This is a genomic window from uncultured Parvibaculum sp., assembly GCF_963975745.1.
Classification (GTDB): Bacteria; Pseudomonadota; Alphaproteobacteria; order Parvibaculales; family Parvibaculaceae; genus Parvibaculum.
Genome location: NZ_CAXBIB010000016.1, coordinates 79,554 through 89,202 on the forward strand (window position 1 = coordinate 79,554; position 9,649 = coordinate 89,202).

A 9,649-nucleotide genomic window follows, 5' to 3' on the forward strand; every position below is an offset into this window, starting at 1 on the left:
GACGGCAGGTCCCTGGAGGCCACGCCCGGAATCGAACCGGGGTATACGGATTTGCAGTCCGCTGCGTCACCACTCCGCCACGTGGCCATTTCCGAGGGCGGGCGGGGTATAGCAATTCCCCGGCCCGGGTACAACGATCATTCGGTCTTTTGCATTTCAATGCCCTTAACGGCCGCTTGGCGCGTTGGCGCCGGCGAATTGGCTGGATCGGTCAATTGAGTTTGCGCAGCGGGGCCAGTATAAACGCGACGGGTGCACCGCTCCCGCGCGCCCTTCTTCGTTTGTATGGCCAGGACCTTCACGATGACCGATTTCGCAGCCGCCCGCCACAACATGGTCGAGAGCCAGGTGAGGATCAACGCCGTGACCGACGGACGCGTGATCGAGGCGATGTCCGACGTGCCGCGCGAAAGATTCGTACCGCAAGCCTGGCAGGGTCTCGCCTATGTGGACGAGGATATTGTTGTGGCCGACGGCGGTGCTGCGGCGCGGTATCTGATGGAGCCGCGGGTTTTCGCCAAGCTCGTCCAGCTGGCGGCGATCGGTCCGGACGATCTGGTGCTCGATGTCGGTTGCGGCACGGGTTATTCGACGGCCGTTCTGTCGCGCATTGCCGGCACCGTTGTCGCACTCGAAAGCGACAGCGCGCTGGCGGCGCAGGCATCTGCAGCGCTGGCCGATCTTGGCGTGGACAATGCCGTGGTCGTGACCGGACCGCTGACCGAGGGCTTTGCAAAGCAGGCGCCCTATGACGTGATCTTCTTCAACGGGGCGATCGGCACGCTGCCCGAGGCGTTCAGGGCCCAACTCAAGGACGGCGGGCGGATTGTCGCAGTGCAGGGTGACGCTGTTTCGGGCCGGGCCCGGATCCATGTGCGGGCGGGCGACACGTTGAGCGGCCGCGACGCTTTCGACGCCAACATCCGCCCGTTGCCCGGTTTTTCGCCCGAGAACAGCTTCGTTTTCTGAAACTGATGGCAGATTGCATCTATCGGCGGCATTGCCGGCGCCTGCTGGGAATAGTAATTCGGACGCACTACCTCTAGCCTGTCGACGAACTGGTTCATTCGCGGATGCGTTGAGGGACGAAACCGCCTCTTTGCGGAGAAGTGAGACAATGAAACGACCCTTGAAGCCGTCCCTGAAGCGCATGATGGCCGTGGCGCTTGGCGCCACCGCACTGACCGGCGTACTCGCGGTCTCCGGCCCGGCCGGCGCCGACACCCTGACCGACGCGCTGACAGCCGCCTATCTGACCAATCCGACCCTGCAGGCCCAGCGCGCCGATTTGCGCGCGACAGACGAACTGGTGCCGCAAGCACTGTCGGGTTGGCGTCCCTCACTGCAAGCACAAGGTTCAGTCGGCCGCACAAAGACCGATGTTACGGCCACCTTCAGTAACAGCGGCATCGTCGATCCTCGTTCGGCCTCGCTGACCCTTAATCAGAACCTCTTTGCCGGTGGCCGCACCCTCAACGCGACGCGACAGGCCGAATCTGCCGTATTGGCCGGACGTGAGGGGCTTGTCGGCGTGGAACAACAGACTCTACTGGCGGCGGTGCAGGCCTATATGGACGTGATCCGCGACGAAGGCGTGGTCGGACTCAATCAGAACAACGTCACCGTACTGCGCCGCCAGCTCGAGGCGACGCAGGACCGCTTCCGCGTCGGCGAGTTGACGCGCACCGACGTCGCGCAGTCGGAGGCGCGCCTCAGTCAGGCCCGTTCCAATCTGATTGCCGCCGAGGCGCAACTGACGGCCAGCCGCGCCTTTTACGCGCGTGTCGTCGGTCAGGCGCCGGGCTCGCTCGAAAAGCCGTCGCGTGTCGAAGGACTGCCGGCCAGCGAGGACGCGGCTCGCGAACTGGCGGCGCAGAACAACCCGACTCTTGAGGCCGCACGTCACACCGAAAAGGCGACGCGGCAGGGTGTGTCTGTCGCCAAGGGCGCGCTGCTGCCAAGCTTCGATGTACAAGCCCGTTACCAGTATGGCCGCGACCCCTCCACGACGGTCCGCGACGTCGAGGAAAGCTCGATCCTCGGCGTGTTGACGATCCCGCTCTATCAGAGCGGCACCGAGTATTCGCGTGTGCGCGAGGCCAAGGAGATCAACAATCGCAGCCGGCTCGAAGTGGCGGCCGCCATGCGCCAGGTCGACGAGACGGTACGGATTGCCTGGGAGCAGCTGCGCGCCTCGCAGGCCCGGATCGTCTCGACCGGCGAGCAGGTGAATGCCAGCGAGATCGCCGTCGAGGGCGTGCGCCAGGAATCGGAAGTCGGTGCCCGCACCACGCTCGACGTGCTCGATGCCGAGCAGGAATTGCTGAATGCCCGTGTCGCGCTGGTCGGCGCCGAGCGTGATCTTGCGGTTGCCGAATACAATCTGCTGGCTGCCACCGGTCAATTGACCGCGCGCCAGCTGCAGCTGCCGGTCGAATATTATGCGCCCGAAGCCAATTATGGAGAGGTCCGCAACAAGTGGATCGGCTTCGGCACCGCCGGCGACGAATAAATTTCATCCGGTTAGCGAAGTCTTTAGGGGAAGTTGGCAAATTCGTTCAACTTCTCCTAAGGTTCTCTTGGTATTTCTTGAGAACCGGATGGGCGGAATCCGGAGAGGCAGGATCGGAATATGAGCAATCAGGGCCAGGCACAGGAACCGACGATGGAGGAGATTCTGGCCTCTATCCGCCGGATCATCTCCGAGGACAGCGGCAGCGAGGAGGCTGGCAATGCGCCGGCAGCCGCCGCGCCCGAGGCCGAGGACGAGGCCCTGCCGGAACTGTCGGCCGAGGACGAGGCCGATATTCTCGAACTGACCGAGCCGCTGCCCGAAGAACCGCTGATGGCGGAGCCGGCGCCCGAGCCGGAACCGCCCTATGTGCCCGAACCGGCCACGGAAGCGGCGGTCGAGGAGGTCGTCGACGACATCGAATTTGCGCCCGAGCCCGAGCCTGAGCTTGCGGCCGCCCCTGAGCCTGCGCCGGCCCCCGAGCCCGAACCGGTGGTGGCGGCCGCGCCGGAACCGGCGCCCCGGCCCGCGCCTGCCGTCCAGGCGCCTGCGGAACCCGATATTGAGGAGCCTGTCATGACTGCCCAGAGCCAAACCCCGATCGTCTCGGGCGAAGCCGAAAGGGCCGCTTCGGCCGCCTTCGGCGCCTTGGCCAGCTCGCTGGCCAGCGGCGGCGACGGCCGGACGCTCGAAGAGATCGTCTCCGACATGCTGCGGCCGATGCTGAAGGAATGGCTCGATGCCAATCTTCCGGCGCTGGTCGAGCGTCTGGTCGCCGAGGAAATCGAGCGAATCGCCCGCCGCCGCGGCTGAACGCGCCCGGTTCTGCCTTTTCCGGTCGAAATTCATCCCGATTCCCGGCCGATGCTTGATAGGTCCGGGGTGCCTGTGCTGTAACACGGGCCCCGGCGCGGCTTGATTTGCGCCGGCCTTTCACGGATACCGACCCCCATGCTCGACAAGACATTCAGCCCGCAAGAGGCCGAGGAACGGCTTTACCAGCTTTGGGAAGAGAGCGGCGCCTTCAAGGCCGGCGGCCCGGAGGGTGCCAAACCCTATTGCATCGTCATTCCGCCGCCCAATGTCACGGGCAGCCTGCATATGGGCCATGCGCTCAACAACACGCTGCAGGACGCGCTGATCCGTTTCGAGCGGATGCGCGGCAAGGACGTGCTCTGGCAGCCCGGCCTCGACCATGCCGGCATCGCCACCCAGATGATCGTCGAGCGCCAGCTGGCGGCGGAGGGCAATATCGGCCGCCGCGACATGGGCCGCGAGGCCTTCATCGAGCGCATCTGGAAATGGAAGGGCGAGTCGGGCGGCGCCATCGTCGGCCAGCTGCGCCGCCTCGGCGCTTCCTGCGACTGGAGCCGCGAACGCTTCACGCTGGACGAGGGCCTGTCGAAAGCCGTTCTGAAAGTCTTTGTCGAGCTCTACCGGCAGGGCCTGATCTATCGCGACAAGCGGCTCGTCAACTGGGATCCGAAGCTCCAGACCGCGGTGTCCGATCTCGAGGTCGAGAACATCGAGGTCAAGGGCCACTTCTGGCATTTCCGCTATCCGCTGGCCGACGGCGTCACCTATGAGTGGCCGCTGACCGACGAGGAGGGCCATCCGGCGGGCCACGAGACGCGCAACTACATTGTCGTCGCCACCACGCGCCCCGAAACGATGCTGGGCGACACCGGCGTCGCCGTGAACCCGGATGACGAGCGCTACAGGCCGCTGATCGGCAAATTCGTCGAGCTGCCGCTGACCGGCCGCCGCGTCCCCATCGTGGCCGACGAACATGCCGATCCGAGCCAGGGTTCCGGCGCGGTCAAGATCACGCCGGCGCATGACTTCAACGATTTCGAGGTCGGCAAGCGTCAGGGGCTTGCGCAGATCAACATTCTCAACCCCGACGGCAGTCTCAACGACGAGGTGCCGCAAGCCTATCGCGGCCTCGACCGTTTCGAGGCGCGCAAGCGGATCCTCGCCGATATCGAGGCCCTCGGGCTGCTCGATCTGGTCGAAGACAAGATCGTCATGGTGCCGCATGACGAGAAATCGAAACTGGTCGTCATCGAGCCCTATCTGACCGACCAGTGGTATGTCGATGCCGCGACGCTGGCGAAACCCGCCATCGAGGCGGTCGAGCGCGGCGCCACCACTTTCGTGCCGAAGAACTGGGAGAAGACCTATTTCGAATGGATGCGCAACATCCAGCCCTGGTGCATCTCGCGCCAGCTCTGGTGGGGCCACCGCATTCCGGCCTGGTACGGGCCGGACGGTCACATCTTCGTGGCCTATAGCGACGCGGAAGCCGCAGCCGATGCGCAAAGGCACTATGGCAAGCCGGTCGAGCTGAAGCGCGACGAAGACGTGCTCGACACCTGGTTCTCGTCGGCGCTCTGGCCGTTCTCGACGCTGGGCTGGCCGGACGACACCCCGGAACTGAAGCGCTACTACAAGACCGACGTGCTCTCCACTGCCCACGACATCATCTTCTTCTGGGTCGCCCGCATGATGATGATGGGTCTGCACTTCATGCAGGAAGTGCCGTTCCACACCGTCTATATCCATGCGCTGGTCCGCGACGAGAAGGGCCAGAAGATGTCGAAGACCAAGGGCAATGTCGTCGACCCGCTGGATCTGATCGAACGCTACGGCGCCGATGCGTTGCGCTTCACGATGGCGGCGCTGGCCGCGCAGGGGCGCGACGTCAAGATCGCCGAGCCCCGCGTCGAGGGCTATCGCAATTTCGGCACCAAGCTCTGGAACGCGGCGCGTTTCTGCGAAATGAACGAATGCGTCCGCGTCGAGGGTTTCGATCCGGCAGGGCTCACGCAGACCGTCAACAAATGGATCGCCGGCGAGGCGGCGCGCGCCGCCGCCGAAATCACCGAGGCGCTCGAAACCTATCGCTTCAACGAGGCGGCGGGCGCGGCCTATCGGTTCGTCTGGAATGTCTTCTGCGACTGGTATCTCGAATTCGCCAAGCCGCTGCTGATGGGTTCGGACGAGCCCGCGAAAGCCGAAACGCGCGCCACCGCTGCCTGGACGCTCGACCAGATCCTGCTGATGCTGCATCCCTTCATGCCCTTCATCACCGAGGAGCTCTGGCAGCGCACCGCCGAACAGGGGCCGAAGCGCGCGACAATGCTGATCAAGGCGCCGTGGCCGCAGCTTTCGGGCCTCGGCGATGCGGCTTGCGATGCCGAGATGAACTGGGTCATCCGCTTCATTTCCGAGGTGCGTTCGGTGCGCGCCGAGATGAACGTGCCCGCGGGCGCCAGGATCGCGCTGCTGATCAAGGATGCGAGCGCCGAAAGCCTGGCGCGGCTGGAGCGGCACCGCGACCTGATCCAGCGCCTCGCGCGTCTCGACAGCGCCGGGATCGCATCCGCGATCCCCGAAGGGGCGGTACAGATCGTGCTCGACGAGGCGACGCTGATCCTGCCGCTGAAGGGCGTCATCGACGTTGCGGCCGAGACCGCGCGCCTGAAAAAGGAAGTCGGCAAGCTGCAGGACGAGGTGAAGAAGATCGACGCCAAGCTCGGCAATGCCAGGTTCCTGGCCGGCGCGCCGGAACAGGTCGTCGAGGAGCAGCGCGAGCGCAAGGCGGATGCCGAGGCGGCGATGGCGCGCCTTGCCGAGGCGCTGAAGCGGCTCGAAAGCGTGGCGTAGGCCTCGCGGTGCTTTGGGCTGGGTGCCTATAAAAACAACAGTGTCACCCCGGCACTTGTTGCCGGGGCCCACTCGCCTCACCACTTGCCGCAGTCGCCAATGGGCCCCGGGAATAAATCCCGGGTGACACTTGTATTTTTGATTCATTCTCTCAATTAATCGCGACAGGAACTGCTGCCTCACAACAGAAAAGGCGGCTCCCTGGAGCCGCCTTTTCCTTGTCTGTGCGATGCCGATCAGGCGTCGAACATGATCACCGAGCGGGCCAGTTCGCCGCGCTTCAACTCGTCGAAGGCTTCGTTGACCTGGTCGAGCTTGATGCGGCGCGAGATCATCTCGTCGAGCTTCAGCTTGCCCGACATGTAGAAGTCGACGAAACGCGGCATGTCGACCGGAAAACGGTTCGACCCCATGATCGAGCCCTGGATGCGCTTCTCGCCCAGGAAGTCGGCGCCATGCAGTTCGATGTTCACGCCGACCGGGATCATGCCGATGATGTTGGCCGTGCCGCCGCGCGCCAGCATCTTGAAGGCCTGTTCGGCGGTCGCCTTGAGGCCGATGGCCTCGAAGGAGTGATGCACGCCGCCGCCGGTCAGGTCCATCACCTGCTTCACCGGGTCGCCGTCCTTGGCGTTGACCACGTCGGTCGCGCCGAACTGCTTGGCGAGGTTGAGCTTCGAGCCCTGCATGTCGATGGCGATGATGCGGCCGGCGCCGGCAATCGCCGCGCCGTTGATTGCCGCGAGGCCCACGCCGCCGCAGCCGATCACGGCCACCGTCTCGCCGGGCCGCACATTCGAGGTGTGGATCACCGCGCCGACGCCGGTCGTCACCGAACAGCCGATCAGCGCCGCGCGGTCGAGCGGCATGTCCTTGCGGATCGCCACGCAGGCATGTTCATGGATCAGCATCTGCTCGGCGAAGGAGGAGAGGTTGAGGAACTGGTTCATCGACCCGTCATCCCGGGCCAGCCGCGGCTCTTCGCCCTGCTGGCGCTTGGTCTCGGGGCTGACGCAACGCGACATGTGGCCGGTCAGGCAATGCTCGCAATGGCCGCAAAAGGCCGAGAGACAGGTGATCACATGATCGCCCGGCTTGACGGTCCGCACTTCGGAACCGACCTGCTCGACGACGCCGGCGCTTTCATGGCCCAGCACGGCCGGCAGCGGGTAGGGATAGGCACCCTCGACGAAATGCAGGTCCGAATGGCAGACGCCGGCGGCGACGGTGCGGATCAGCACCTCATGCGGACCGGGCTTGTTGATCTTGACGTCCTCGATGGCAAGCGGCTTGCCGACCTCGCGCAGAACTGCGGCCTTCATGTGTATTCTCCCTGTGCCCGGATATTGTGGGTTTCTGGTGTTCCGGTTGCAGCGATGTTCCCCCGCCCCGTGCCATTGGTCAACCGGCGGATTTCGGGGCTTTATCCCCGGGGCCCTTCCGCCTAGTATCCGCCCGACTTCAATCCCGTAGAGCCGGAGAGGCCCCCTTGCGGGGCCGTGCCAGAACATGACCGCCAGTAAATTCGACAAATCGAAACTGCCGAGCCGCCACGTCACGGTCGGACCGGAGCGCGCGCCGCACCGGTCCTATTACTATGCGATGGGTCTGACCGAGGAAGAGATCGATCAGCCCTTCGTCGGCGTGGCGACCTGCTGGAACGAGGCTGCGCCCTGCAACATCGCGCTGATGCGTCAGGCGCAGTCGGTCAAGCGCGGCGTCTCGATGGCTTCGGGCACGCCCCGCGAATTCTGCACCATCACGGTGACCGACGGCATCGCCATGGGCCATCAGGGCATGAAGTCCTCGCTGGCCAGCCGCGATGTCATCGCCGACTCGGTCGAACTGACCATGCGCGGCCATTGCTACGATGCGCTGGTCGGCCTGGCCGGCTGCGACAAGTCGCTGCCCGGCATGATGATGTCGATGGTCCGCCTCAACGTGCCTTCCGTTTTCATGTATGGCGGCTCGATCCTGCCCGGCAAGTTCCACGGCAAGGACGTCACCGTGGTCGACGTCTTCGAGGCGGTCGGCCAGCATTCGGCGGGCAATCTCAGCAATGAGGAGCTGCACGAGCTCGAATGCGTGGCCTGTCCCTCGGCCGGCTCCTGCGGCGGCCAGTTCACGGCCAACACCATGGCTTGCGTCGCGGAAGCGATGGGCCTCGCGCTACCGGGTTCCGGTGGCGCTCCGGCGCCCTATGAGAGCCGTGACGAGTATGCGGAGGCCTCCGGACGCGCGGTCATGCATCTGCTGGCCAACAACATCCGCCCGCGCGACATCGTCACCCGCAAGTCGCTCGAAAACGCCGCGGTCATCGTCGCGGCAACCGGCGGCTCGACCAATGGCGGGTTGCATCTGCCGGCCATCGCGCATGAGGCCGGCATCGATTTCGACCTGATGGAAGTCGCCGAGGTCTTCAGGAAGACGCCCTACATCACCGACCTCAAGCCGGGCGGCAACTACGTCGCCAAGGATCTGCATGATGTCGGCGGCGTTTCGATGGTTCTCAAGGTGCTTCTCGATGGCGGCTATCTGCATGGCGATTGCCTGACCGTCACCGGCCAGTCGCTGGCCGACAACCTCAAGGACGTCAAGTTCAACCCCGATCAGAAGGTCGTCTATCCGCTGTCCAGGCCGCTGTCGCCGACCGGCGGTGTTGTCGGTCTGCAGGGCTCGCTGGCGCCGGACGGCGCCATCGTCAAGGTCGCCGGCATGGAAAAGGACCATCTGCGGTTCTCCGGCCCGGCACGTTGCTTCGACAGCGAGGAAGAATGCTTCGAGGCGGTCGAGAAACGTCAGTACAAGGAAGGCGAGGTTCTGGTCATCCGCTATGAAGGTCCGAAGGGCGGACCGGGCATGCGCGAAATGCTGTCGACCACCGCTGCGCTCTACGGTCAGGGCATGGGCGACAAGGTGGCGCTGATCACCGACGGGCGCTTCTCGGGCGCCACGCGCGGCTTCTGCATCGGCCATGTCGGCCCGGAAGCGGCTGTCGGCGGTCCGATCGCGCTGGTCGAGAATGGCGACATCATCACCATCGATGCCGAGGCCGGCACGATCGATCTCGAGGTGGACGCGGCGACGCTCGACAAACGCCGCAAGGCCTGGAAACCGCGCGAGACCATGTATGCCTCGGGCGTGCTGTGGAAATATGCCCAGCTGGTCGGCACCGCCCGCAAGGGCGCCGTCACCCATCCGGGCGGCCAGGCGGAAAAGCACGTCTATGCGGATATTTGACACTGCGAGGCCATAAGGTCCGATTCCACCTTCCTCTTGGGGAGGCCAATCGCACGTTATGTTTGAGTTTCTCGGGCTGCCAAAAAAGCGGTGTCATACCGGCGAAAGCCGGTATGACTCTGAATAGGGGGCAAAGGAACGGGCTCAAGAACCACGTGCAATTTCTCTCCCCAAGGGATTCCTCTGCAAAACACAGTGTGCTTTGGTCGTCAGAGGGGGGGCGGATCG

At 64.6% G+C, this 9,649-nt stretch carries 6 protein-coding genes and 1 tRNA gene; 5 read left to right on the forward strand and 2 right to left on the reverse strand.

Features of this window, described 5'->3' with window-relative positions:
• Positions 1-13: 13 nt before the first annotated feature.
• Positions 14-87: transfer RNA gene (locus tag AAC071_RS13235), tRNA-Cys, on the reverse strand.
• Between the two features lie 216 nt (positions 88-303).
• Between AAC071_RS13235 and AAC071_RS13240 the strand changes: the two genes are divergently transcribed.
• The 4 genes from AAC071_RS13240 (at position 304) to AAC071_RS13255 (ending at position 6,181) form a co-directional block, all read left to right on the forward strand.
• A complete protein-coding gene (locus tag AAC071_RS13240) occupies positions 304-969 on the forward strand; it encodes a protein-L-isoaspartate O-methyltransferase (RefSeq protein WP_339833186.1) in 666 nt (221 codons plus the stop codon).
• A gap of 148 nt (positions 970-1,117) precedes the next feature.
• Entirely contained in the window at positions 1,118-2,512 is a 1,395-nt protein-coding gene (locus AAC071_RS13245) for a TolC family outer membrane protein (protein WP_339833189.1), read from the forward strand.
• Between the two features lie 120 nt (positions 2,513-2,632).
• Entirely contained in the window at positions 2,633-3,325 is a 693-nt protein-coding gene (locus AAC071_RS13250) for a DUF2497 domain-containing protein (RefSeq protein WP_339833192.1), read from the forward strand.
• Between the two features lie 138 nt (positions 3,326-3,463).
• Positions 3,464-6,181 carry a valine--tRNA ligase gene (locus AAC071_RS13255; RefSeq protein WP_339833195.1) on the forward strand — a complete coding sequence of 906 codons (2,718 nt, stop codon included), beginning with the start codon at positions 3,464-3,466 and terminating at the stop codon, positions 6,179-6,181.
• Positions 6,182-6,417: 236 nt separating this feature from the next.
• Here the strand turns inward: AAC071_RS13255 and AAC071_RS13260 are convergent, their stop codons facing one another.
• Positions 6,418-7,503, reverse strand: a complete 1,086-nt coding sequence (locus AAC071_RS13260; protein ID WP_339833197.1) for a Zn-dependent alcohol dehydrogenase — start codon at positions 7,501-7,503, stop codon at positions 6,418-6,420.
• Between the two features lie 187 nt (positions 7,504-7,690).
• Here AAC071_RS13260 and ilvD point away from each other — a divergent pair, with 187 nt between their 5' ends.
• Positions 7,691-9,421 carry a dihydroxy-acid dehydratase gene (gene ilvD / locus AAC071_RS13265; RefSeq protein WP_339833200.1) on the forward strand — a complete coding sequence of 577 codons (1,731 nt, stop codon included), beginning with the start codon at positions 7,691-7,693 and terminating at the stop codon, positions 9,419-9,421.
• The last annotated feature ends 228 nt before the right edge of the window (positions 9,422-9,649 follow it).

Coding starts and splice junctions, on each gene's coding strand:
- AAC071_RS13250 (WP_339833192.1), top strand. CDS start 2,633: ATGAGCAATCAGGGCCAGGCACAGGAACCGACGATGGAGGAGATTCTG.
- AAC071_RS13260 (WP_339833197.1), bottom strand. CDS start 7,503: ATGAAGGCCGCAGTTCTGCGCGAGGTCGGCAAGCCGCTTGCCATCGAG.
- AAC071_RS13240 (WP_339833186.1), top strand. CDS start 304: ATGACCGATTTCGCAGCCGCCCGCCACAACATGGTCGAGAGCCAGGTG.
- ilvD (WP_339833200.1), top strand. CDS start 7,691: ATGACCGCCAGTAAATTCGACAAATCGAAACTGCCGAGCCGCCACGTC.
- AAC071_RS13255 (WP_339833195.1), top strand. CDS start 3,464: ATGCTCGACAAGACATTCAGCCCGCAAGAGGCCGAGGAACGGCTTTAC.
- AAC071_RS13245 (WP_339833189.1), top strand. CDS start 1,118: ATGAAACGACCCTTGAAGCCGTCCCTGAAGCGCATGATGGCCGTGGCG.